General features: G+C 72.7%; 18 protein-coding genes. 10 read left to right on the top strand and 8 right to left on the bottom strand.

Annotation, left to right across the window (positions count from 1 at the left end):
- Positions 1-1,371, bottom strand: a 1,371-nt coding sequence (locus tag IE212_RS33680) for a DEAD/DEAH box helicase (RefSeq protein WP_229864698.1), incomplete at its 3' end; no start/stop codon positions are given.
- A 479-nt stretch (positions 1,372-1,850) separates the two neighbouring features.
- Here IE212_RS33680 and IE212_RS33675 point away from each other — a divergent pair.
- Entirely contained in the window at positions 1,851-2,600 is a 750-nt protein-coding gene (locus IE212_RS33675; protein WP_190201797.1) for a ferritin-like fold-containing protein, read from the top strand.
- Between the two features lie 49 nt (positions 2,601-2,649).
- On the opposite strand, the gene IE212_RS33670 is transcribed toward IE212_RS33675, so the two are convergent.
- The 4 genes from IE212_RS33670 to IE212_RS33655 form a co-directional block, all read right to left on the bottom strand.
- Positions 2,650-2,919 (bottom strand): hypothetical protein, encoded by a 270-nt coding sequence (locus IE212_RS33670; protein ID WP_190201796.1) that lies wholly within the window; start codon positions 2,917-2,919, stop codon positions 2,650-2,652.
- A gap of 232 nt (positions 2,920-3,151) precedes the next feature.
- Positions 3,152-3,379, bottom strand: coding sequence for a DUF3107 domain-containing protein (locus IE212_RS33665; protein ID WP_030232462.1), 228 nt, complete (start codon positions 3,377-3,379; stop codon positions 3,152-3,154).
- Positions 3,380-3,514: 135 nt separating this feature from the next.
- Positions 3,515-4,162: a TetR/AcrR family transcriptional regulator gene (locus tag IE212_RS33660; RefSeq protein WP_190201795.1), complete on the bottom strand. Its 648-nt coding sequence runs from the start codon at positions 4,160-4,162 to the stop codon at positions 3,515-3,517.
- Between the two features lie 207 nt (positions 4,163-4,369).
- Positions 4,370-4,594, bottom strand: a complete 225-nt coding sequence (locus IE212_RS33655) for an Rv3202a family protein (RefSeq protein ID WP_190201794.1) — start codon at positions 4,592-4,594, stop codon at positions 4,370-4,372.
- A gap of 247 nt (positions 4,595-4,841) precedes the next feature.
- Between IE212_RS33655 and IE212_RS33650 the strand changes: the two genes are divergently transcribed.
- From IE212_RS33650 to moeZ, 7 genes are all read left to right on the top strand, one after another.
- Positions 4,842-5,915 carry an alpha/beta fold hydrolase gene (locus IE212_RS33650; RefSeq protein ID WP_190201793.1) on the top strand — a complete coding sequence of 358 codons (1,074 nt, stop codon included), beginning with the start codon at positions 4,842-4,844 and terminating at the stop codon, positions 5,913-5,915.
- 8 nt (positions 5,916-5,923) lie between these two features.
- Positions 5,924-7,405, top strand: coding sequence for a DUF3152 domain-containing protein (locus IE212_RS33645; protein WP_190201792.1), 1,482 nt, complete (start codon positions 5,924-5,926; stop codon positions 7,403-7,405).
- 195 nt (positions 7,406-7,600) lie between these two features.
- Complete coding sequence (locus IE212_RS33640; RefSeq protein ID WP_190201791.1) at positions 7,601-9,289, top strand: DUF3492 domain-containing protein; 1,689 nt, start codon at positions 7,601-7,603, stop codon at positions 9,287-9,289.
- Complete coding sequence (locus IE212_RS33635) at positions 9,286-10,488, top strand: hypothetical protein (RefSeq protein ID WP_229864697.1); 1,203 nt, start codon at positions 9,286-9,288, stop codon at positions 10,486-10,488. The genes IE212_RS33640 and IE212_RS33635 overlap by 4 nt, the downstream gene beginning before the upstream one ends.
- A 195-nt stretch (positions 10,489-10,683) precedes the next feature.
- On the top strand, positions 10,684-11,643 hold the full coding sequence (locus tag IE212_RS33630) for an NAD-dependent epimerase/dehydratase family protein (RefSeq protein ID WP_190201790.1): 960 nt from the start codon (positions 10,684-10,686) through the stop codon (positions 11,641-11,643).
- Positions 11,631-12,380 (top strand): spherulation-specific family 4 protein, encoded by a 750-nt coding sequence (locus IE212_RS33625; protein WP_190201789.1) that lies wholly within the window; start codon positions 11,631-11,633, stop codon positions 12,378-12,380. Before IE212_RS33630 ends, IE212_RS33625 begins: the two co-directional genes overlap by 13 nt.
- 63 nt (positions 12,381-12,443) lie before the next feature.
- Complete coding sequence (gene moeZ / locus IE212_RS33620) at positions 12,444-13,622, top strand: adenylyltransferase/sulfurtransferase MoeZ (protein ID WP_190201788.1); 1,179 nt, start codon at positions 12,444-12,446, stop codon at positions 13,620-13,622.
- A gap of 71 nt (positions 13,623-13,693) precedes the next feature.
- On the opposite strand, the gene IE212_RS33615 is transcribed toward moeZ, so the two are convergent.
- The 3 genes from IE212_RS33615 to IE212_RS33605 all read right to left on the bottom strand — a co-directional run bounded on the left by IE212_RS33615 (position 13,694) and on the right by IE212_RS33605 (position 19,729).
- Positions 13,694-15,163 carry an alpha/beta hydrolase gene (locus IE212_RS33615; protein WP_190201787.1) on the bottom strand — a complete coding sequence of 490 codons (1,470 nt, stop codon included), beginning with the start codon at positions 15,161-15,163 and terminating at the stop codon, positions 13,694-13,696.
- 138 nt (positions 15,164-15,301) lie between these two features.
- On the bottom strand, positions 15,302-16,849 hold the full coding sequence (locus tag IE212_RS33610) for an alpha/beta hydrolase (RefSeq protein WP_190201786.1): 1,548 nt from the start codon (positions 16,847-16,849) through the stop codon (positions 15,302-15,304).
- 138 nt (positions 16,850-16,987) lie between these two features.
- A complete protein-coding gene (locus IE212_RS33605; RefSeq protein WP_190201785.1) occupies positions 16,988-19,729 on the bottom strand; it encodes a lysylphosphatidylglycerol synthase domain-containing protein in 2,742 nt (913 codons plus the stop codon).
- Between the two features lie 186 nt (positions 19,730-19,915).
- Between IE212_RS33605 and IE212_RS33600 the strand changes: the two genes are divergently transcribed.
- Both IE212_RS33600 and IE212_RS33595 read left to right on the top strand, forming a co-directional pair.
- Positions 19,916-20,305, top strand: a complete 390-nt coding sequence (locus IE212_RS33600; RefSeq protein ID WP_229864696.1) for an MGMT family protein — start codon at positions 19,916-19,918, stop codon at positions 20,303-20,305.
- A 284-nt stretch (positions 20,306-20,589) separates the two neighbouring features.
- Complete coding sequence (locus tag IE212_RS33595) at positions 20,590-23,919, top strand: ATP-dependent helicase (protein WP_190201783.1); 3,330 nt, start codon at positions 20,590-20,592, stop codon at positions 23,917-23,919.
- Positions 23,920-23,975: the final 56 nt, after the last annotated feature.

The following is a 23,975-nucleotide window of genomic DNA, read 5'->3' as shown; positions in this document are numbered from 1 at the left end:
TCTGGCCGTGCTCTCCGGCGAGGTGGGGGCGGCGGCGTCCGGCGCCCCGTCCGACAGCGCCCCGCCGCGCGTACGGCGACGGCGGCGCGGGGTGCGCGACGGGCGCTCCCGGTCGGCCGACCGGGACTCGTCCCGGTCACCACGACCCCGGCCTCCGCGCCCGCGCGGCCCCCGGCCGCCCGGCTCACCCAGGTCCTCCAGCTCCTCAGCGTCCAGACCGGCACGGGTGCGCTCCGAGCGCGGCAGGACACCCTTCGTTCCCTCGGGGATACCGAGGTCGGAGTACAGGTGCGGGGACGTGGAGTACGTCTCCGGTGGGTCGTTGAACTCCAGCTCCAGCGCCTTGTTGATCAGCTGCCAGCGCGGGATGTCGTCCCAGTCGACCAGCGTGATCGCCGTACCCTTCGCGCCCGCGCGGCCCGTACGGCCGATGCGGTGCAGGTACGTCTTCTCCTCTTCCGGAGACTGGTAGTTGATGACATGCGTGACGCCCTCGACGTCGATGCCGCGGGCGGCGACGTCGGTGCAGACGAGTACGTCCACCTTGCCGTTGCGGAAGGCGCGCAGCGCCTGCTCGCGGGCTCCCTGGCCGAGGTCGCCGTGGACCGCGCCGGAGGCGAAGCCGCGCTGCTTGAGCTGGTCGGCGAGGTCGGCCGCCGTGCGCTTGGTGCGGCAGAAGACCATGGCCAGCCCGCGGCCCTCGGCCTGGAGGATGCGCGCGACCATCTCCGGCTTGTCCATGTTGTGCGCGCGGTAGATGAACTGCTTGGTGTTCGCGACCGTCGCGCCCGCGTCGTCAGGGGCCGTGGCACGGATGTGCGTGGGCTGCGACATGTAGCGACGGGCCAGGCCGATGACCGCGCCCGGCATGGTGGCCGAGAACAGCATGGTCTGGCGCCGGACCGGCAGCATGTTGATGATCTTCTCGACGTCGGGCAGGAAGCCCAGATCGAGCATCTCGTCGGCCTCGTCGAGGACCAGGCACTTGACGTGCGCCAGGTTCAGCTTCTTCTGCCCGGCGAGGTCGAGCAGCCGGCCCGGGGTGCCGACGACCACGTCGACGCCCTTCTTGAGGGCCTCGACCTGGGGCTCGTAGGCCCGGCCGCCGTAGATGGCGAGGACGCGTACGTTGCGCACCTTGCCCGCGGTCAGCAGGTCGTTGGTGACCTGCGTGCACAGCTCACGCGTGGGGACGACGACGAGCGCCTGCGGGGCCTCGGTGAGGGCCTCGGGCTTGGCGCGCCCGGCCTCGACGTCGGCGGGGACGGTGACGCGCTCGAGGAGCGGGAGGCCGAAGCCCAGCGTCTTGCCGGTGCCGGTCTTGGCCTGGCCGATGACGTCCGTGCCCGACAGGGCCACGGGGAGCGTCATCTCCTGGATGGGGAAGGGGGTGATGATGCCGACGGCCTCCAGGGCCTCGGCCGTCTCGGGGAGGATCCCGAGCTCTCGGAACGTCGTAGTCAGGGTGCTGCCTCTTCTGTGTGGGCGGCGCGAGGCGAGCGCGGGGGTCTTGCCGGACCGTGCCGGGGACGTCGGCTGCCTACGGGCGGGCCGAAGAGCACGGGACCGCGCCTACGCTCTAGCGCTCGTACCGCTGAGGGTGTCCCCCTCCGGGTCTCGTACGTGCAGTGCCGCACGGCCGGTGAGGGCTGTCGGGTCGGAGCCGATCGGGCCACCGACCGGGCATCCTCATACGTGCGGCCTGTCGAGGTACGTGGACGTACCAGCAGGCGCATTACCACCATACCCCGGAATCCCGCATACGCGATGGCCGATTTGGTCACGTAGTCGTCGTCACAGTGATCGACCAGGGCCTTACGCCTCCCGGCGGGCGAGCTATTGTGCGCTTCATGACGAGCTCTGACAAGCCTGGGAACGCCTCGGAAACCGCCCCCGCCGAACCCACCGGAGTCGCCGCCCGGGACTGGGCGTCGGCCTCCGCCGACCCGCAGTACCGCGCCGCGGTCGTGGACCTGCTCGGCGCGCTCGCGTACGGCGAACTCGCGGCGTTCGAGCGGCTCGCGGAGGACGCCAAGCTGGCGCCGACGCTGGAGGACAAGGCGGAGCTGGCGAAGATGGCGTCGGCCGAGTTCCACCACTTCGAGAGGCTGCGCGACCGGCTCGCGGAGATCGGTGAGGAGCCCACGAGGGCGATGGAGCCGTTCGTCGCGGCGTACGACGGCTTCCACAAGCAGACAGCCCCGTCGGACTGGCTCGAAGGGCTCGTCAAGGCGTACGTCGGAGACTCGATCGCCAGCGACTTCTACCGCGAGGTGGCCGCGCGGCTGGACTCCGACAGCCGTGATCTGGTGCTGGCGGTGCTCGACGACACCGGGCACGGCGGCTTCGCCGTGGAGAAGGTGCGTGCCGCGATCGACGCCGACCCGCGGGTGGGCGGGCGGCTGGCGCTGTGGGCTCGGCGGCTGATGGGCGAGGCCCTGTCGCAGTCCCAGCGGGTGGTCGCCGACCGGGACGCGCTGTCGACCATGCTGGTGGGCGGCGTCGCGGACGGCTTCGACCTGGCCGAGGTCGGCAGGATGTTCTCCCGGATCACCGAGGCCCACACCAAGCGGATGGCCGCGCTGGGCCTGGCCGCTTAGCGGCGCTCGTCGGCTGGGCGCGCGAGTACCGCGCGCCTGACGGCTGTGGCTACGCCGTCGCTGATCGTCGGCGCATGCGCCCCGCGGGGCGCAGCAGCAGGGACAGCGAGGCCACCGAGACGATCACCGCGCCGAGCAGGACCACCAGCAGGTGGCCGGCCTCCAGAGCGCTGTGCATCACGAACGCCCCGAAGAGGGCGCCGGCGACGCCGGTCGACAGGACCAGGGGGCGGGCCGGGAGACGGTGCGCCAAGCGGTGCGTGGCCGCCCATGCCAGAGCCAGGCCGAGGATCGCGGAGCTCAGCGCTTCCAGGAGCATGTCGGGGTCCCTCCCACATGGCCGGCTGGTCAGATCGGTCGTAGCCCGTCTTACCCCTGACCTGCGGATTCCAACCCACCCCTGTGAGTGAGGTGTGCGCGGCCCGTGGAGGAGCCCGCCTGCCGCGCCGGCGGGGAGAGCACGAACGAGGCGGGGGCAACGCGAACGGGGGCGCGGGAACGCGAACGGGGCGGGACGGCCGGCAGCCGTCCCGCCCCGTTCGCGCGTGCGCCTACAGCGCGCCGAAGCCCACCTTGCGCGGGGCCGGCTCGCCGATCTCGACGTAGGCGAGACGGTCGGCCGGGACCAGGACCTTGCGGCCGTGCTCGTCCACGAGGCTGAGCAGCTGTGACTTCCCGGCCAGTGCCTCGGCCACCACGCGCTCGACCTCCTCGGGGCTCTGACCGCTCTCCAGAACGATCTCGCGGGGCGCGTGCTGCACGCCGATCTTGACCTCCACGGCTATGTCCCTCCGACGGTCAGTGATGTGCGCGACCTTCCGCGCCGTACGCAGCACACATTAGCCCGGTGAGGGGATCCGCATGCTCCGCCCGAGAACGCCACGAGCGAACATCGGGCGGGAACAAAGCAGCCCTCAGTGGTGCTGCTGGTCGGATCCGTGCAGCGGGAAGCCCGCGATGCCGCGCCACGCCAGCGAGGCGAGCAGCTGCACGGCCTGGTCGCGCGGCACGCTGCGGTCGCTGTGCAGCCAGGACCGCGCCACCACCTGGGCGAGGCCGCCCAGGCCCGAGGCGAGCAGCATCGACTCCGCGCGCGACAGGCCGGTGTCCTCGGCGATGACGTCGCAGATCGCCTCCGCGCACTCGTTGGTGACCTTGTCGACGCGCTCGCGCACGGCGGGCTCGTTCGTCAGGTCCGACTCGAAGACGAGGCGGAAGGCGCCACCGTCGTCCTCGACGTACGCGAAGTAGGCGTCCATGGTGGCCCGCACGCGTTGCTTGTTGTCGCTCGTCGACGCCAGCGCGTTCCGCACGGCCTGGATGAGCGACTCGCAGTGCTGGTCCAGCAGCGCGAGATAGAGGTCGAGCTTGCCCGGGAAGTGCTGGTAGAGCACGGGCTTGCTGACGCCGGCGCGCTCGGCGATGTCGTCCATCGCGGCCGCGTGGTAGCCCTGGGCCACGAAGACCTCCTGGGCGGCGCCCAGGAGCTGGTTCCGTCGGGCACGGCGCGGCAGGCGTGTGCCCCGCGGGCGAACCGCCTCTGTCTGCTCGATGGCTGTCACGCCGCCTCCCATAGTCGTCCACATGCGGATCTGGCCGCGTCGCCATCGTACTTTTCGGTAACCGTGGTGCGCGCGGTGAGAGCGCAGAATTTCACGGACCGGACGGTTACGAAAGTGGTTGAGAAGGTTTCAAACAGGGGCAGAGCGGGCAAAATGCGGCTCCTTTCCTGCTCGGTGATGTCTCGCGTCGCCCTCGGGCGGCGTGCGTCACCGGTAGTCGTCCTCGTCGAGCGAGACGATCCGGGCCTGTTCCGCCAGGTCGGCCTCGTTGGCGCGGCCCGGGTCGACGGCGGTCAGCGGATCGTCGCGGTCCGGCGTGATGTCCGCGTGCTGCTCGGCCGCGTCGACCTCGGGGGCCTCGACGTCGTACTCCGGCGTTTCCGGTGCGTCCTCGGCCTCGAACGTCTCGGGGTCGGTGGGGTCTACGGCCATGCTGGGCTCCCTTCCTACGAACGTCCCTGGGGATGCAGGGGCCACACGCGGGTGCCCTGGGTACGAGCCTAGGAGACACCCGATCCGGACGCTATGCGATCCGCGTCCGGGATGTGACGCGGTGCGCGTCCCTTCGACCGCATCCCGTCGACTGCTTCTCGTGTGCCCATCCCTCGCGTCTCAAGTGGCCGATTCCTGTGATGGCGAACACATGAACCACCACGTGATCGTCTCGTAACATTGCCGCATGTCCTCGACCGAACTGCCCTTCGTGCCGCCCGCCAACGTGCTGCCGAAGGTGGGGGGAGTGAGGGTCGCCGACGGCGAGCGGCTCAGGTCGGTCGAGCTTCCCGGTGTCACGCTGAAGGTGCGGTCGAGGCGCCCGGCCCGCGAGGGGCTGCCCTCCGCGCTCTACGTGCACGGGCTCGGGGGTTCGTCGCAGAACTGGTCGGCGCTGATGCCGCTGCTGGACGACGTCGTCGACAGCGAGGCCCTCGACCTGCCGGGCTTCGGGGACTCCCCGCCGCCGGACGACGGCAACTACTCCGTCACGGCGCACGCGCGCGCGGTCATCCGCTACCTCGACGCCTCCGGACGCGGTCCCGTGCATCTGTTCGGCAACTCGCTCGGTGGCGCCGTCACCACTCGTGTCGCCGCGGTGCGGCCCGACCTCGTCCGTACGCTCACGCTCGTGTCGCCCGCCCTGCCCGAGATCCGTGTGCAGCGTTCCGCCGTGCCGACGGGGCTGCTCGCCGTTCCCGGCGTCGCCCCGCTGTTCACCCGGCTCACCCGGGCGTGGACGGCGGAGCAGCGGGTCCGTGGTGTGATGGCGCTCTGTTACGGGGATCCGGAGCGGGTCACGCCGGAAGGTTTCCGCAACGCCGTGCAGGAGATGGAGCGGCGGCTGCGGCTGCCGTACTTCTGGGACGCGATGGCGCGCTCCGCGCGCGGGATAGTCAACGCGTACACGCTGGGCGGCCAGCATGGGCTGTGGCGCCAGGCCGAACGGGTCCTCGCCCCGACGCTTCTCATCTACGGCGGCCGCGACCAGCTCGTCGGCTTCCGCATGGCGCAGAAGGCGGCCCGGGCCTTCCGTGACTCACGTCTGGTGACGTTGCCGGACGCGGGGCACGTGGCCATGATGGAGTACCCGGAGACCGTGGCCAGGGCGTTTCGCGAACACCTGGGTGGTGCGGGAGACTTGGGCACGCGGCGGGCACAGCGGGCTCGGGGTGCCACGGCCGAGCCGGGCCCGGGCCGGGCGGATGCCGGTGAAGAGGCCGTCGAGGAAGAACGCACGGACGAGAGCATGGGGGGCTGAGGCGCGACGTGGGACGCCACAGCCGCCGCGGGCCCGTCGCCAAGGGCGACGCCGCGGACACAACCGCAGGAGGGGACGGCCGGGCCGGGCCGGCACAGGGGCCCGGCCAGGCGCCGGACGCGAGCCGGGGAGGCCGCGCCGGACTGCCGCGCACCGGGCGGACCGGCTGGCCGCCGCCGGATGGCGCCCAGCACCGCACGCCGGGACCGCGGCCCGCTCCACCGGAGGTGACGCCCCCGCGCGGCGCGCCGCGTCCGCCCGGCGGACGGTTTCCGGACGGGACGCCGGCGCACGGTGCCCCCCGCCTGCCCGAGGGCACGCCCGCGCGCGGGGTGCCCCGTCCCTCCGCCAACACCCCTCCGCACGGCTTCCCGCAAGCCCGTGGAGGCCACCCCGAGCAGCGGGAAGCCGGGGGTGGCTGGGGTGAGTTGAGGGGCAGCGGTGGCGCGGCCCTGCCGCGGCAGCGGCGGGCGCCCGGGCCCCGGCAGGAATACCTCGACGTCTTCGGCGAGGGCGACGTCTTCGCGCCCGGTACGCCCGCCTCCGCGGACGCCGCGGACGCCTACGTCTCCGTCGCGGACTGGAGCGACGGCCCGGCGGCCGGACTCCGCTCCGACGGCGTGGACGAGGACCACGCGGAGCCGACCGGCCCGCCGGCGACGGGGAAGGGCGCCAAGGGCACCAACGGCACCAAGGGCCGCACCTTCACCGGCATCGCCGCCGCCGCGGTCACCACCGTGCTGGCCGTGGTCGTCGCCGGTCAGGTCGCCGACGGCCAGGGTGGCGCGGACACGCCGTCGCAGTCCGCTTCCGACCGGTCCCGCGACGTCCGCGACTCCGCGTCCCGCGCGGACGGCCGCGCGCTCGCCCCCGACCCGGACACGAAGCTGCTGACGTACGGCGAGAAGATGGGCCGGACGTACCCGCTCGGTGCCACGCTCAAGGGCTCGGGGAAGTTCGACGCCGTCCCCGGCATCGCCGAGGCGCCGGGTCCCGGACAGAAGTTCACCTACCGTGTGGACGTGGAGCAGGGGCTCGGGCTCGACGCCGAACTCTTCGCCGAGGCCGTGCAGAAGACGCTCAACGACCAGCGCAGCTGGGCCCACAACGGCGCGCGTACCTTCGAGCGCGTCTACTCCGGCCGGCCCGACTTCGTGATCACTCTGGCCAGTCCCGGCACGACCGCCGACTGGTGCGCCAAGTCCGGCCTGGACACCACCGTGGACAACGTCTCCTGCGACTCGGCCGCCACCGAGCGCGTGATGATCAACGCCTACCGGTGGGCGCAGGGCTCACGGACGTACGGCGACAAGATCCACGCCTACCGGCAGATGCTGATCAATCACGAGGTCGGCCACCGCCTCGGCTACGGCCACGTCACCTGCGACAAGGACGGCGGCCTCGCCCCCGTCATGCAGCAGCAGACCAAGTTCCTCGACCACGACGGCATTCACTGTCTGCCCAACCCCTGGCCGTATCCGGGGAGATGACGGGGCGGGAGGTCGCGACCTGATTTCCTAGCGCGACAGAACGCGACCCGCACAGGAAAGTTACGACCGTTCACCCCTTTTGGTGGTGCGACGGACAACCGTCCGTCGTACCACCGCCTTGTCCGCATACGTTCTTCCCGCTGCGAGCCGCCGGGACAACGGCGGCTCCCCATACGGGAGATCGGGGGTGCACTCGTGCGCATCGGACTGCTTACGGAGGGTGGCTATCCGTACGTGAGCGGTGACGCCGTGCTCTGGTGCGACCGGCTGGTGCGCGGGCTCGCCCAGCACGAGTTCGACGTCTACGCGCTCAGCCGCAGCGAACAGCAGGAGGACGAGGGCTGGGTCCCGCTGCCACCGCAGGTGCGCAGGGTGCGCACCGCACCGCTGTGGATGTCCTCGGAGGACGGACCGGTTCTCGGCCGCCGCGCCCGCCGGCGGTTCACCGAGTGCTTCGGCGAACTGGCGGCCGTACTGTGCGGGGCTTCCGAGGCTGCGTCGACCCCTGAGACGGACCGTTTCGGCAACGCTCTGTACGGGCTCGCCGAACTCGCCCGGGAGCAGGGCGGCCTGGCAGGAGCCCTCCGCTCCGAGGCCGCCGTACGCACGCTGGAGCGCGCCTGTCGTGCGCCCGGCGCCCACCGCGAGGCGCGCGAGGCACGCGTACCGGATCTGCTGGCCGTGGCCGCGCACCTGGATCGCGCCCTGCGCCCCCTCTCGCTCGACTGGTACGAGGACGACGGACTCGGCGCGGTGGACCTCTGCCACACCGCCTCCGGCGGCACGACCGCCCTGCCCGGCCTGCTGGCCCGCCATTTCACCGGTGTGCCGCTGCTGGTGACCGAGTACGGGGTGCGCCTGCGGACGCACTACCTCACCACCCCGGACGCCCCGCCCGCCGTACGGTTCCTGCTGGCGGCCTTCCAGAGCAGGCTCGCGGCCGAGGTCTACGCACGGGCCGCCGTCGTCACGGCCGGCAACGCGCACGCCCGCCGCTGGCAGGAACGCTGCGGCGCCGACCGCGACAAGCTCCGCACCGTCTACCCCGGAATGGACGCCCGTCCCTTCGCGTGGGTGGGCGAGTCCCCGGAGTGCGCCGACCCGGACACGCTCGTCTGGGTCGGGCGCGTCGAACCGGCCAAGGACCTGGTCTCACTGCTGCACGCCTTCGCCGAGATCCGCAGACGGGAGCCGAGGACCCGTCTGCGCATCGTCGGAGCCCCCGCCGACCCAGGCGGCGCGGCCTACCTCGAGCACTGCCGGACACTGGCCGCCCAGCTCTTCCCCGACGAGGCCGACGGCCCGCACGCCACCGGCGACAACCCGGTGTCGTTCGAGGAGACCGGCGGACCGGAACTCCCCGGCCGCGCCGATGCCTACGCCGCGGGCGCGGTGACCGTCCTGTCCAGCGTCGTCGAGGGCTTCCCGATCGGCCTGGCCGAGGCCATGCTCTGCGGACGCGCGACGGTGTCGACCGACGTCGGCGCGGTCGTGGAGGTCATCGGCGGCACGGGGCTCGTCGTACCGGCGCGCAACCCGCGGGCGCTCGCCGAGGCGTGCGTGGCGTTGCTGCGTGATCCCGAGCGTCGTGCGCGCCTCGGTGCCGCCGCCCGCGCTCGCGCCCTCGAACTGTTCACCATCGAGCAGAACATCGAGGCATTTCACGGCATTTACCTGGAGATCGTCTCGCACACGCCGGTCCGCCGTGCGGTCCTCGACCAGGCCGGGGAGCCACTGCCCTTCGCGGTCCCCGCCGAGGCCCACGTCCCGGTCCGCTGGGCCGCCGCCCGGACACCCCGGCCCGCCGTCGGCAGCACCGGCTGGGCGGCGAGCAGTCCCGTGCGGGCCACCGGTTCCGTCACCGCCCAGGAGGCAGCACGATGAACGACTCGGGTTCGCCGGGCCCCGCGGCCACGGTCTCCCCTGCGGCGGAGACGACCGTCGACCGCGAGCCGGGCACCGAGGCGACGGCCACCGACCGCAGGCCCTCCGCTCCGCGGCGTGGTGCCGCCGACCCGGTCAAGGCGCTGATCCACCGTCACCGCGAGCTCTGTGAACGCGCGGTCGACCCGCTCGAGATCGCGGCGGGCCTGGAGGCGCACGGCATCACCGACCGGACCGCCGCCCGCTTCCGTCACCGGGATGTCTTCTCCCTGGCGGAGGAGATGTACGCGCGGGTCTCCCGGGACGGGGACGCGCCTTTGCCCGCCACACCCGCCGCCCCACGACCCCGGGTCGACTGGGCCCTCCTCACGCTCCTGCCCGGCACGCTGTGCGCCGCCGCCGTGACCGCCCTGCACCTCACCCAGGGCCGGGCACGCCTGTGCGCGGCGGCAGCGGGCGCGCTCGCCGTGGCCCTGGCCCTCCGCGGCGCCGTGCGCCGGGGGCCCCTGAGCGCCGCCGACCGCGTCACCCCACGCCGGACCACCCTGTGGATCTGCTGGCTCGTCACCTACTCCCTCCTGGGCGACGGCCTGCTCGACAGCGCCGTCACCGGGGGTCCCGACGGCCTGCCCACCGGCACGGCCGACGGCTCCTGGCCGCTCACCGCCACCCCCCTCCTGGCCCTGACCCTGGCCTGCGCGCCCGCCGCCTGGATCGCCCACCTCTTCACCGTGCGCGCCCGCCGCATGCTGGGGACAAGCCGCGGCCTCGAGGACTTCGGCGCCGCCGTACGCCCGCTCCTGCTCGGCGCCGTCGCTCTGTTCATGAGCGCCCTGGCGGCCCTGCTCATCCTCAGCACCGAAGCCCTCGGCGAGCCCGCGGCCCCCGCCGAGGCGCTCACCCTCGGCGCCCTCCTCTTCCTGGCCCGCCTCCTCACCACCCACGGCTTCACCTACGCCCCCGCTGTGGTCCTCACCGCGACGGCCACCGTCCAGGCCGCCGCCCTCGCCACGGTCTTCGCCTCCCGCCTCCCCGGCTGCGGCTTCCTGGCCACTCCCGTCGAAACCCTCGTCACCACCTGGGGCGCCGGCAGCGTCCCCGCGCTCGTCTGCGGAGCGGCCGCGCTGGCCCTTCTGGTCCATGCGGCCCGCAAGCTGACCAGCGCCTCGGCCCACGCACCCCAGGACCACACCCGATGACCGGGACCGGGAGCCGGGACCGGCCACACCCGCCGCCCGGCCGCCGGCGCCGGCCCCCGAGCGGTTCCACAGCCACGGGACCGGCACCACCCGCCGGAAGCACCCGCACCGCCCTGTCCACCCCGGTCCACCCACCTCAAGGAGAACCGACATGACCATCCCTCCCGGGACCCAGGCCACTCAGGGAGCCGCACGATGAGAGTGCTGCTGATCGGAGCCAACGGCTACATCGGCCGTTTCGTGGCCGACCGCCTGCTCGCCGACCCGGCCGTGCAGCTCACCGCCCTCGGCCGCGGCGACGACGCCGACGTCCGCTTCGACCTCGCGTCCGGCAGCCCCGGCGCTCTCACCCGCTTCCTGGACGCCGTCCACCCGGGTGTCGTCGTCAACTGCGCGGGCACCACCCGCGGCGGCGCCCGTGAGCTCACCCGCCACAACACCGTCGCCGTGGCCACCGTCTGCGAGGCGCTGCGCCGCAGCGGCTGCGGCGCCCGGCTGGTGCAGATCGGATGCAGCGCGGAGTACGGCCCCAGCCAGCCCGGATCCTCCACGGCGGAGGACGCCGTACCAAGGCCCGGCGGTCCGTACGGCGTCAGCAAGCTCGCCGCCACCGAACTGGTCCTCGGCTCCGGCCTGGACGCCGTCGTCCTGCGCGTCTTCTCACCGGCCGGGCCCGGCACCCCGGCCGGCTCCCCGCTGGGCCGCCTCGCCGAGGCCATGCGCCGTGCCATGCAGTCCGGCGACGGCGAGCTGAAACTGGGCGGTCTCGGCGCCCAGCGCGACTTCGTCGACGTCCGGGACGTGGCCCGCGCCGTCCACGCCGCCTCGCTCTCCGCCGCGCAGGGCGTCATCAACATCGGCTCCGGCCGCGCCGTGCGCCTGCGCGACGCCGCCGCCGTCCTCGCCCGCGTCGCCGGATACGGCGGCGCCCTCCACGAACTCGACGGCCCTCCCGGCGCCCTGCGTCCTGCCATCGGCCACCCCCGCCCCGACTCGGACCACGCGCTCCCGGTCGCGTACCCGTACCCGGACGGCTGCGGCAGCTGGCAGCAGGCCGACGTGCGCACCGCCCGCGACCGGCTCGGCTGGCGTCCCCGCATCGGCCTCGAGGAGTCCCTCGCGGACATCTGGATGGAGGCGGCATGCCGCATCTGACCAGCAGACGGCAACGCACCACCGGCACGGGACTGCGTCCCGGCGTCGGCGTCCCCGGCTACGCCCACCCCCTTCTCGCCCCCACCGAGTGGGGCGCTCTCACCCGCCCCGGCACCCCGCTGCACTGGGTGGTCCTCAACGTGGCCGACGGTCCCGGGGCCCGGCCCGACCCCCAGTGCCTCGAAGCGGCCGGCCGCCTGCGCAACGCGGGCGTCCGCGTCCTCGGTCACCTCGACAGCCGGTACGGCACCCGGAACTTCGGAGAGCTGATCTCGGACGCCCACCGCTTCGCCGACTGGTACCAGACCGACGGCTTCCTCCTGGACCGCTGCCCGGCGGACCACGCCGGGCTGTCCGGGGTGCGCCGCACGGTCGCCACGCTTCGCGTGATCCGGGACGGTGCCCACATCGTCCTCGGCCACGGCATCCACCCGCACCCGGGGTACGCGGACCTCGCCGACCAGTTGGTCACCTTCTCCGGCCCGTGGAACGACTACCGCTGGTCGCAGGTGGCCGAGTGGACCGCCGGCCACCCGCCCGAGCGCTTCTGTCACTTCGTCCACAGCGTGCCCCGTGCGCGCCTGGCGGAGGCGCTCGGCATCGCCCGCCGGCAGGGCGCGGCGACGATCTACGTCACGGACCGCACGGACTGCGGCGGCTACGCCGATCCCTGGGAGACCATGCCCGGCTACTGGGACGAAGTCGTCTCGCGTGTCGGAACAGGTGTCTCGGAATGAAAAAGCACATGGCAGTGTTACGGGGAGAACAACCGTAGTGATTGACCGACCAACGGAGCCCCCGTGTCGCTGCCACCCCTGGTCGAGCCGGCTTCCGAGCTCACCGTAGACGAGGTCCGCAGGTACTCCCGCCACCTGATCATCCCCGATGTCGGGATGGACGGGCAGAAGCGGCTGAAGAACGCCAAGGTGCTGTGTGTGGGCGCCGGCGGCCTGGGCTCGCCGGCGCTGATGTACCTGGCCGCCGCGGGCGTCGGCACCCTCGGCATCGTGGAATTCGACGAGGTCGACGAGTCGAACCTGCAGCGCCAGATCATCCACAGCCAGTCCGACATCGGCCGTTCCAAGGCGGAGTCCGCCCGCGACAGCGTCAAGGGCATCAACCCGTACGTGGACGTGATCCTTCACGAGGAGCGGCTCGAGGCCGACAACGTGATGGACATCTTCAGCCAGTACGACCTGATCGTCGACGGCACGGACAACTTCGCGACCCGCTACCTGGTCAACGACGCCTGCGTGCTGCTGAACAAGCCGTACGTGTGGGGCTCGATCTACCGCTTCGACGGCCAGGCCTCCGTCTTCTGGTCCGAGCACGGCCCCTGCTACCGCTGCCTGTACCCGGAGCCCCCGCCCCCCGGCATGGTCCCCTCCTGCGCCGAGGGCGGTGTGCTGGGCGTGCTGTGCGCGTCCATCGGCTCCATCCAGGTCAACGAGGCCATCAAGCTGCTCGCCGGCATCGGTGAGCCGCTGGTCGGCCGGCTGATGATCTACGACGCCCTGGAGATGCAGTACCGCCAGGTCAAGGTCCGCAAGGACCCCGACTGCGCGGTCTGCGGCGAGAACCCGACCGTCACCGAGCTCATCGACTACGAGGCCTTCTGCGGCGTCGTCTCCGAGGAGGCCCAGGCGGCGGCCGCCGATTCCACGATCACTCCCAAGCAGCTCAAGGAGTGGATCGACGACGGCGAGAGCATCGACATCATCGACGTCCGCGAGCCGAACGAGTACGAGATCGTCTCCATCCCGGGCGCCCGCCTGATCCCGAAGAACGAGTTCCTCATGGGCTCCGCCCTGGAGAGCCTCCCGCAGGACAAGAAGATCGTCCTGCATTGCAAGACGGGTGTCCGCAGTGCGGAAGTCCTCGCGGTCCTGAAGTCCGCGGGCTTCTCCGACGCGGTCCACGTCGGCGGCGGCGTGATCGGCTGGGTCAACCAGATCGAGCCGGACAAGCCGGTCTACTGAGCCGCGTCCGGCTCCTCTTCCCGGGCGGCGGGGGCTTCGGGCACCGAGGGTGCCCGAAGCCCCCGCCGTCGTCATGAGCAGACCTTGCCGTCCTTCGGCACCGAACCGTCCAGCAGGTAGGCGTCCACAGTGGAGTCGACACAGTCGCTCCCGCTGCCGTAGGCGCCGTGTCCCTGTCCTCGCCAGGTGAGCATCACACCCACGCCCTTGCCCAGCTCGTCGGCCATCCTCCGCGCGCCCTCGTACGGGGTGGCCGGGTCGCCGGTGTTGCCGACCACCAGGACCGGTGCCGCGCCGGGGGCGCTCACCTCCGGGTTCTCGTGCTGTCCGGGCACCGGCCAGTCGTGGCACCAGCCGGCCGTGTCCCAGCCGAGGAACGTCCCGAAGACCGGGGAGATCTTCGCGAACCGAGGCAGCAGCCGCTTCGTCTCGGCCGCGGTCGGCCGCTGCCTGTCGTCCAGGCACGATATGACCCGTTGGGCGTGGGTCGTCGTGCCGTAGCGACCCGACGGGCCGCGTTCGTTGTAGCGGTCGGCGAGGGCCAGCAGCTCCGAGCCGTCCCCCCGCTCGGCCGCGTCGAGGGCGCTGGTCAGCGTCGGCCAGCTGTCCTTGCTGTACAGCGGCAGGATGATGCCGGTGACCGCGAGCGTCTGGGTCAGCTTCCGCCCGGGCGCGCCCGTCGGCAGGGGCCGGGAGTCGAGCCGGCGCAGCAGGTCCGCGATCTTCCTCGTTCCCTCCCGCGGGTCCTGGCCCGTGGATTCGAGATAGCCGTTGAGGGCGCGCTGGAAACCCCTGGCCTGGTGCTGGGCATGGCCCACGGTGTCGGCGCCGGGGTCGACGACCGCGTCGAGCGTCATCCGCCCCACCTTCTCCGGGAACAGGTGGGCGTAGGTGCCGCCCAGTTCCGTGCCGTAGGAGATGCCGAAGTAGTGCATCCTGTCGTCACCGAGCACCTCCCGGATGCGGTCCATGTCGCGGGCCGAGTCCGCGGTCGAGACGTGCGCCATCAGCTTTCCGGCGTCCTTGCGGCAGCCCTCGCCGAAGTCGGCGGCGTCGTCGAGGAACGCCCTCTCCTCGGCCGGTGTGTCGGGGGTGACGTCCACCGACTCGGCCGCCTGGATCTCCTTGTCGCCGCGGCAGCGCACCCCTTCGCTGGCACCCACCCCGCGCGGGTCCCAGCTCACCAGGTCGTAGCGCTCACGGAGCCTGGAGACCGTCGGAGCGTACGACGGCATCATGGACACGCCCGAGGCGCCGGGGCCCCCGAAGTTGAACAGGAGCGAGCCGACGCGGTCGTCGCCCCTGGCCTTGGCGCGGATCAGTGCCAGCCCGATCGTCTCGCCGTCCGGTTCGGACCAGTCGAGCGGCACCTTCAGCGTCGCGCACTGCCAGTCGCTGCTCGGCGCGGGCGCGTCGGAGGTCGCCTCGCAGCGGCTCCAGGAGAGCCCATCGCCGCGGTCGTCCGACGAATCGCCGCTGCACCCCGCGGCCAGCAGCGCCGAGGCGACCGCCGCAGCGGTGCACCGCAGAAAACGCGACATGGGTTCATCCCCCCTGGCAGAGCCGCCCGCACCGTGCCGCGGATGGCGGTCAGGCCATGGTAGGCAGAACCCCGCGTCGACCGCTCCGACCTGTGGATAACGTCTTGACCTGCGGTTTCGTCAGGATCGCGGCGAGGCTCAGGTGCAGACGGTCCCCGCCGGCGGCACCTTCCCGTCCAGCAGATAGCCGTTCACCGCGCCCTGCACGCACTTGTTCTTGCTGTCGTAGGCACCGTGCCCCTGCCCCCGGTACGTCAGCTCGACACCGACGCCCTTGCCCAGCGCGTCCACCATCTTCCGCGCGCCCTCGTACGGGGTGGCGGGGTCGCCGGTGTTGCCCACGACCAGGATCGGCGCCGCTCCCGGCGCGCTCACGTCCGGATGGTCGGCGGCGCCCGCCACGGCCCAGTCGGTGCAGCCGATCATGCCCCACGCCAGCGCGTCGCCGAACAGCGGTGAGGCGGCCCGGAACTCCGGCAGCTTCCGCTCGACGTAGGCGGCGTCGTAGCGCGGTTTGGCGTCGGCGCAGCTGATGGCGGTGTAGGCGGCGGCCGAGTTGTCGTACTCGCCGTTCTCGCTGCGTCCGTTGTTCGTGTCGGAGAGCGCCATCAGGAGGCTGCCGTCGCCGTCGTACGCCTGCTGGAGGCCATCGGTGAGGTACTGCCACAGCTCTTGGGAGTACAGCGTCTGGATGATGCCGCCGAGCGCCGCGCTCTGGGTCAGTTCGCGCGGGAAGACGCCCGGGATCGGCTTGCGGTCGAGGTCCTTCAGCAGGGTGGCGATACGGTCCTTCACGTCCTGCGCGCTGTCGCCGACGGGGCAGCCCCCGGACTTCGACACACAGTCCTCGGCATAGTTGTCGAGCGCGAGCTGGAAGCCCTTGGCCTGCCCGAGCGAGCTCTGTTCCGGGTCCCGGGTGGGGTCGACGACGGCGTCGAACACGACACGGCCGACCCGCTGGGGGAAGAGGTGGGCGTAGACGCCGCCGAGTTCGGTGCCGTAGGAGAAGCCGAAGTAGTGCAGTTCGCGGTCGCCGAGGACCTGGCGCATCAGGTCCAGGTCGCGGGCCGCGTCGGTGGTGCGTACGTGCGGCAGGATCTGCTCGGAGTTCTTTTCGCAGGCGTCGTTGAATTCCTTGGTGCTGTCGAGCAGTTCGGTGCGTTCGGCGGTGTCGTCGGGCGAGGCGTCCTGCTGGAAGTACGCGTCGAGCTGCTGGTCGTTCTCGCAGAGCACGGGGTCGCTGCGGCCGACTCCGCGCGGATCGAAGCTGACCAGGTCGTAGCGGGTGCGCAGGGTTTCGAAGCCGTCCCCGAAGCCGGGCAGGGTCTTGACGCCCGAGACGCCGGGGCCGCCGAAGTTGAAGATCAGCGAGCCGATGCGTTCGCTCTTGTCGCCGCTGGCCCGGGCCCGGATGAGTTCCAGGTCGATCGTGTCGCCCTTGGGGTCGTTCCAGTCGAGGGGGGCCTTCATGGTGGCGCACTGCCACTCGTCGCCGTCCGGCAGCGGCGAGGGGGCGGCGCCCTCGCCCTGGGCCTCGTCCGGGGCCGGGCAGGCCTTCCAGCTCAGCTCCTGCCGCGTGAGGTCCTGGTCCTCGGTGCCGTCGTCACCGCAGCCCGCCAGCACGGTGGACAGCAGCACGGCGGTGGCGGTCAGGGCGGCGGCGCGCAGCCGGAGGAGGGTCGGCATGGTTCCATCCTGCGGCGGTACGGGGACCCACGCGCGGGACATGTGCCGTACGAGGTAGCGGGGACGGGTGTGAGTGCAGAGCCCGCCCGGCGGGGCGGGCCGCGCATGCGGGTGCGGGTGCCCGGCGGGCCGTCGCCGTCAGAGCGCCTGCTTGCGTGTCAGCTGGTTGAAGGCGAGCCAGCCCGGCAGCACCGGCAGCCACAGTGTCAGCAGGCGGAACAGCAGAACCGCCGGCGCCGCCACTTCCTTCGGCAGTCCCACCGCGATCAGGCCGACCGTCAGGGTCGCCTCGACCGCGCCCACACCGCCTGGTGTCGGCGCGGCGGACCCCAGGGCGTTGCCCGCGAGGAAGACGACGGCGACGCTGGCGATGCTGATCGAGGTGGACTCGTCGCCGAACGCGCGGATCGACGCGTCCAGGCACATCACGAAGCAGGCGGTGAGCAGCAGCATGCCGCCGATGCCGGTGACCAGCTTCTGCGGCCGCTGCAGCACGTCCAGCATGCGCGGCACGACACCCGCGAACAGCGACCGCACGCGCGTGACGACGAATTTCCGGAGGAACGGCACCGACGTCACCACGAGGACGAGCACCGCCACCGTCAGCAGACCGGCGATGACCGTCCGGGACGGCGACAGGGACGGCGTCTTCTCGGTGCCGGTCAGATAGCCGAAGGCCAGCAGCATCAGGATGTGGCAGCCGAGGCCGAACAGCTGCGACGCCCCGACGCTCGCCACCGCGAGCCCCGGCCGCACGCCCGCGCGCTGCAGGAAGCGCGTGTTGAGGGCGACACCGCCCACCGCCGCCGGGGCGACGATCTTCACGAACGACCCGGCGACCTGCGCCGCCACGGTCCGCAGGAACGGCACCCGCTCGGGCACGAACCCCAGCAGCGCCAGCGCCGCCGCGAAGTAGCTGCCCATCGAGAAGAGCACCGCCGCGGCGACCCAGCCCCACTCGGCGTTCGCGATGAGCGGCCCGAACTCGATGTGGGTGAGCTGCGTCAGCAGGAAGTAGGCGCCGATCGCGCCCGCGATGAAACTGATCAGCGTGCGCGGCCGCACCCGCTCCAGTCGGGCCGGCTCGACCGGTGCCTGCGGCCTGATCCGCAGCACCTCGTGGCGGATCTGCGTGAGCAGGTCCTCCTCACGAGCCTCCTCCAGGGCCTCGTCGATGGCCCGCTTCTCCGCCCGCTGCTCCGCTCGTACGGCCTTCTTGCCGGCTTTCCTGCCGGGTTTCTCCGCCACGGGCGAGGTGTCGTCCGAGGCCTCCTCCAGGCGGGCCTGCTTGTCCTGCCGGGATGCCTCCAGGACCGCCTCGCGCTCGCGCTGTGCCCGCTCCCGGGCCAGTCTGCGCAGCGTCGCCCGGGTGGAGCGGCTGAGCGCGATGGGCTGGAGCATCGGCAGGCAGTCCGCCACCGCGTCGGGGCCGAGCACGCCCACCGCCGAGGCGACCGCCCGCTCGGCGCCCACCCGGAGGCCGAGGGTCACCAGCAGCTGGGAGATGTCCATGCGCAGCAGCAGGTCACCGGCCGCGATCTCCCCGACGCGCAGGTCGGTGAGGATCACCGTGCCGGAACCATCGACCAGGATCGCGTCGCCCACCAGCCTGCGGTGCGCGATGCGCCGGGACTGCAGGGCCCTCACCTGGTGCCAGGTGTCGCGCAGCAGGTCGTCGGTGATCTCCTCGTCCGGCAGCGAGTCGAGGGTGCGCCCGCCGCTGTGCTCGTAGACGAGCATCACCGCGTCGGGGCCCAGTTCGGAGGTGGCGATCAGCTTGGGCGCGTTGGCGCCGGCCGCGATGGCCGCGTATGCCAGCAGCGCCTCCTGCTCCAGGGCCTGCCGCAGTGACTGGAGGCTGCTGCGGGTGGCGAAGCCGCGCAGGGTCAGGTTGCGCCAGGCGCGGTAGAAGAACCCCTGGGCCTGCTGCTCCCGGTCGACCACCGTCACGTCCAGCGGCGGGCCGTCCTCGAGGGTGACGAAGTAGCGGCGGCCCCGGTCGCCGGTGTCCGGGTTGTCCGAGAGGTCCTCCCGGGACGCGCTGACCGGGCGGAAGCCGACGGTCCGCAGGCCCGCCATCAGGGTCTGCCCGGTGGGCCGGACATTGGGCGAGCCGACCGCGTACAGCGTGCCGTAGGCCACCGTCCAGCCGATCAGCACGGTGAGGATGATCGAGAACGGCGTCGTGTACCCGGTGACGAGCATCGAGAAGGCGTCGAGGAGCAGCACGACCCACAGCACCGCGCGCCATCTGGGCCGGCGCGACATGCCGACGGCTGTCATGTATGCGATGACCGGTGCCAGATAGCCGTGCACGGGGTCGGTCAGCGCGTGGATGTCGCCGGGGGAGGGCTGGGTGAGCGCCTCCTGGATCGAGTCGGGGGCGGCCCGGGCGACCCACAGGTCCGTGGCGAGTGTCACGCCGTGTGCCAGGACGGCCGCGAGCACGCCGTCGGCGATGCGCAGTCCGTCCCGTTTGATCAGCCGCTCGATGGCGAAGGCGACCGGCACCAGCAGGATCGCGATGCTGGAGGCCAGACCCGCGATCTTGATCAGCAGGTCGGGCGCCTGGCCGGTGCCCTTGTTGATGTCCTGTTCGAGGCCCGACGTGGTGCCGTGCGCGAACGCGGCGATCCCGATCAGTACCGCGACGGCGAGAACACCCACCAGGAGCCGCATCAGATCGGACGGCCGGTGCACGCGCGCGGGGAGCAGCGGTTCGTCGCCCTCCACCTCGTCGATGTACGCCGTGTCGGGGGAGCCGGCGACCACCGGGGTGTCCTCTCCGCCCCCCTTCGCGCCGTCGTCCGGGGTGTCCGGGCGCGACGAGGCGTCAGAGGTGCCCTCCGGTTCGTCGGGGTGCGCACCCTGCTGCTTCATCGTCTCTTCTTGGTCTCGTATCACCGGTCACCGCCCGCACGATGGTGGCATGCCGCACCGACACACGGGGGCATCAGGGTGCACATGCGGGGGCGGACAGTCTGCCCGACGCGCTCCCGCCGGGCGAGGGAAACGCTCCGGAGTGCGCGCGTCCCGTTGTCGGTGGGGTGGGGCAGGATGGGACGGATGAGCGAGGAAAGCCCTGAGGGGGGCGGGCACGAGGACGACGGCGCGGAAGCCCTGCCCGCGTACGCCGGGCGGGTCCTGGACGTGGCCGAACTCATTCCGCCGGGTCGGGTCATGACATACGGGGACGTCGCCGAGTGGCTCGAGGAGGGCGGCCCGCGGCAGGTGGGCCGGGTGATGGCCCTCTACGGAGGAGCCGTTCCGTGGTGGCGGGTCGTACGCGCGGACGGTGTCCTGCTCCCGGGGCACGAACAGCGAGCCCTCGGCCACTACCGCGAGGAGGGCACGCCCCTGAAGGAGGCGAGCCGGGCCGCCGAGGGCCACCTGCCGCGCCTCGACATGAGACGGGCGCGCTGGGACGGCGGCGAACGCGCGGAGGGTCACACCTGACAGCTTCCGCCATCGGACGTCCCCTCGTGTGACCCGTGATCCGGACGAGGGAATCGGGGCACATCGGCGGCATGACGTACGTTCGTGTGATGAGGGACGTGGGGGACGCGGGTGCCATGGCTGCCATGAGTGCCACGAGTGACCGGCGGGAAGAAGGGGAAGCCCTGCTTCCGTCTCACCCGTCGGCGTAGCGTCGGCCGCACGCGTCCCCGTCACCCCGCGGTCACCGCCCGCAACGCGCGATGGCCTCCCGACCAGCACTTCCACCAGGACCGGCGAACCACGTGAGCTCCTCTTCCTCCACCAGCGGCCTGCCGCACCCCCGGGTGCGGCGGGGGAGCCGTGGCGCCTACCGACTGGTACGTACCCCGCCTGCCCGACCGGACCCCCCTCATCTTGACGCCGCACAGCGCTCCGTGGTTGACCACACGGCCGGTCCGCTGCTCGTCCTCGCGGGCCCCGGCACCGGCAAGACCACCACGCTCGTCGAGTCCGTGGCCGAGCGCGTCGCCCGCGGCGGGGACCCCGAGCGCGTCCTGGTGCTCACGTTCAGCCGCAGGGCGGCCGTCGAGCTGCGCGACCGCATGGCCCTGCGGACCGGGGCCGCCCGCGCCCCCCGGGCGACCACCTTCCACTCGTTCTGCTATGCCCTGGTCCGCGCGCACCAGGACAGCGACCTCTTCGTCGAGCCGCTGCGGCTGCTGTCCGGCCCCGAGCAGGACGTCTCGGTGCGCGAGCTGCTCGCCGGCCAGGTCGACCTGGAGCGGCTCGGGCTCGCCCACGTGCGCTGGCCGGACGAGCTGCGCGCCTGCCTGACCACGCGCGGTTTCGCCGACGAGGTCCGCGCGGTCCTCGCCCGCACCCGGGAACTCGGCCTCGGCCCCGGCGCCCTGGACGCCTTCGCCCGCCGCACGGGACGCCCCGACTGGCGCGCCGCGGCCGCCTTCCTCGCCGAGTACCTCGACGTCCTCGACCTCCAAGGTGTGATCGACTACGCGGAACTCGTCCACCGGGCGGTGCTCCTCGCCCGCCGGCCCGATGTCGCCGCGTGGCTCGCCGCCCGGTACGACGCCGTGTACGTCGACGAGTACCAGGACACCGATCCCGCCCAGGTACGCCTGCTGCACGCCCTGGCCGGCGGCGGCCGCACCCTCGTCGCCTTCGGCGACCCCGACCAGTCGATCTACGCGTTCCGCGGCGCGGACGTGAACGGCATCCTGGACTTCCCGCAGGCCTTCCCGCGCGCGGACGGCCGCCCAGCCCCCGTGGCGGTACTGCGGACCTCCCGCCGATCCGGAGCCGCTCTGCTGGCCGCCACCCGCCTGCTGACCCAGCGCATGCCGCTGACCCGCCTGCCCGCCGAGAAGGTCCGCGCCCATCGCGAACTGGCCCCCGTCAGGGACGGCGGCCGGGTCGAGGCGTACACGTACCCCACGCCCGGTACGGAGCTCGACAACATCGCCGACATCCTGCGCAGGGCCCATCTGGAGGACGGCGTCCCGTGGAACGAGATGGCCGTCCTGGTACGCGCCGGCTCCCGCACCGTCCCGGTGGTCCGCCGCGCCCTCACGTCAGCGGGCGTCCCCGTGGACGTGGACGGCGACGACGTGCCGCTGCGCCACGAACCGGCGGTGGCACCGCTGCTGACGGCGTTGCGGGCGGTGGCCCTGGCGGAGGCCACCGCGGCTCCCGAGCGGGACACGGCGTCCGACGGCGATCCTGACGCGGAACCGGCCGTCTGCTGGCTCGACACCGAGACCGCCCTCACCCTCCTCACCTCTCCGCTCGCCGGCATGGACGCCGCCGACCTGCGCCGCCTCGGCCGTGCCCTGCGGGACGAGGAACGGGCCGCGGGCACCCCGCTGCCCCCGCCCTCCGACGTCCTGCTGGCGCGGGCGCTCGCCGAACCGGAGCGCCTCGCCGTGCACGACCCCACCTACGCGCGGGGCGCCCAGCGCCTGGGCGCGCTGCTGCGCAAGGCCCGTGAACGCCTGGCGGGCGGCGGCACGGCCGAGGAGGCGCTGTGGGACCTGTGGGAGGGCACGCCGTGGCCCTCGCGGCTGGAGCGGGCCGCCCGCCGGGGCGGCGCGGCCGGCCGCAACGCCGACCGCGACCTGGACGCCGTCTGCGCGCTGTTCGCGACCGCCGCCCGAGCCGAGGAGCGCACCGGCGGCCGGGGCACCTTGAACTTCCTGGAGGAGATCGAGGCCGAGGACATCGCCGCCGACACCCTCACACGGCGTGCCGTACGCCCCGACGCCGTCCGCCTGATGACCGCGCACCGCTCCAAGGGCCTGGAATGGCGCCTGGTGATCGTCGCCGGCGTCCAGGAGGGACTGTGGCCGGACCTGCGCCGCCGCGGCTCCCTCCTGGAGGCCGACCGCATCGGCCGCGACGGACTCGCCGAACCCCTCACCCCCGGCGCGCTGCTCGCCGAGGAACGCCGCCTGTTCTACGTCGCCGCCACCCGCGCGCGCGAACGTCTCGTCGTCACCGCGGTCAAGGCCCCCGCGGACGACGGCGACCAGCCCTCCCGCTTCCTGACCGAACTGGGCGTCGAACCGAAAGACGTCACGGGACGCCCGCGCCGTCCGCTGTCCGTCGCGGCGCTCGTCGCCGAACTGCGTGCCACCACGGTCGATCCCCGCGTCTCCGACGCCCTGAGGGAGGCCGCCGCCCGTCGCCTGGCCCGGCTCGCCGCCCTCGCCGACGAGGACGGCCGCCCCCTGGTGCCGTCCGCACACCCCTACCGCTGGTGGGGCATGTTCGAGCCCACCGAGTCCAAGGTGCCGCTGCGCGACCGGGACCAGCCCGTCGTGCTCTCCGGCAGCGCACTCGACCAGCTCGCGGGCACCTGCGCCCTGCAGTGGTTCCTGGGCCGCGAGGTCAAGGCCGACGCCCCCGCCACAGCCGCCCAGGGCTTCGGCAACGTGGTGCACGTCCTCGCCGACGAGGTCGCCTCCGGGCACACCCCGGCCGACCTCTCCGTCCTCATGGAACGACTCGACTCGGTGTGGAACGCCCTCGCCTTCGACGCGCCCTGGAAGTCGGAGCAGGAGAAGGACAACGCGCGCGTGGCGCTCGAACGGTTCCTCCAGTGGCACGTCACGGACCGCACCGGGCGCACCCCGGTCGCCAGCGAGCACGACTTCGACGTCACCCTCGAGGCGGGCGACTACCAGGTGCGCATCCGCGGCCAGATGGACCGCGTCGAGGCGGACGGCGACGGCCGCGCCTACGTGGTCGACTTCAAGACCGGCAAGCAGGCGCCCACCGGCAAGGAGGTGGAGCGCCACCCTCAGCTCGCCGTCTACCAGCTGGCGGTCCGCGAGGGCGCCGTCGACGACGTCTTCGACGGCGTGCGTCCCGAGCCGGGCGGCGCCGAACTCGTCCACCTCCGGCAGGGCGCGGCGAAGCGCGACGGCGGCGAGGCTCTGCCCAAGGTGCAGGCGCAGGAGCCGCTGGAGGGGGAGTGGGTCGGCGAGCTGCTGGCCACCGCCGCCGGCAAGGTCCTCGACGAACGCTTCACGCCGACCGCCGGGCAGCACTGCGCGCACTGCGCGTTCCGGGCCTCCTGCAGCGCGCGCCAGGAGGGGCGCCACGTGGTGGAGTGATCTATCGCACCACCCTCGCTGACCTGCGCTCCTTTCGCCGGGCAGCCCGATCCGGC

The organism is Streptomyces djakartensis, from assembly GCF_014651075.1.
Lineage (GTDB): Bacteria > Actinomycetota > Actinomycetes > Streptomycetales > Streptomycetaceae > Streptomyces > Streptomyces djakartensis.
This window is presented reverse-complemented; position numbering and strand designations above follow the sequence as displayed.